General features: G+C 33.8%; 1 protein-coding gene. It reads right to left on the bottom strand.

Translation table 11 applies throughout. The features are described 5' to 3' along the window. Window positions 1-101: 101 nt before the first annotated feature. On the bottom strand, window positions 102-467 hold the full coding sequence (locus FH603_RS28315) for a hypothetical protein (RefSeq protein ID WP_186742776.1): 366 nt from the start codon (window positions 465-467) through the stop codon (window positions 102-104). Window positions 468-785: the final 318 nt, after the last annotated feature.

The raw sequence follows: 785 nt of genomic DNA, 5'->3' as shown, positions 1-785 counted from the left end.
TCGAATTCAAGCGATTGTAGAAGACTTATTTGCTGATTCAGGCAAAGTCATCGCGTTAAGTTGTTTTCCGTACATCAAAAATACGTCATCATCAATCTGATTTAGTATAATACTTCGGGTTTATATTTTTCAAGATAAGACAAAATTGCTTTTCTCTCGAATCTAAATAGGTCAAGAGCCCTTCCCACACGTCTACCATTGAAACTAAACGACCGTTTTCTGCATGGAATTACCACAAGTGTCAATTTATCATTTTCATAGATAAAAGCTGGACTATTATCATCCATCTCTTTATCCGTTGTAATTGCTAGTACTTTGTGTCCATCAGCTATATATTTTTGAATTAAAATACTAACAAAAGGCGCACCTTCATGCCCTTTTGGATAATTCGAAAAACTTTTAAGTTGCTCAATTGATAACAAATCATTTATAGCAATGGGAGCAATAAACCCTATAAACATTTTCAATTACGTCCAAATTTGAAAAAACTTGTAAGTCAGCATGTAAATTACGTTACCTTACTTCTCCTAAGGACTTACATAATTTTCTAAACTACACAATATAACTAAGACAATTATTACCAGTAGCAAGCCCCTTCAACTTTGTCATTATTTTGTGGAGTATCTACAGTAAATGGTCTTACCCAGTGCTCGTTGTAATATAACTTATCATATTTATACTAATTCAAATCACAGATAGCGTATTTTTGTTCTATGAAGTATGCAGATAAAATACACGAGGACGTAGACTTTCTCCAGAGAGCGGAAAAAGCGCAGAGCAATGCC

Source organism: Spirosoma utsteinense (assembly GCF_014282275.1).
In the GTDB taxonomy this organism is placed as follows: domain Bacteria; phylum Bacteroidota; class Bacteroidia; order Cytophagales; family Spirosomataceae; genus Spirosoma; species Spirosoma utsteinense.
Note: the sequence above shows the minus strand (reverse complement) of the source record. Positions and strands in the feature narration are given on the sequence as shown.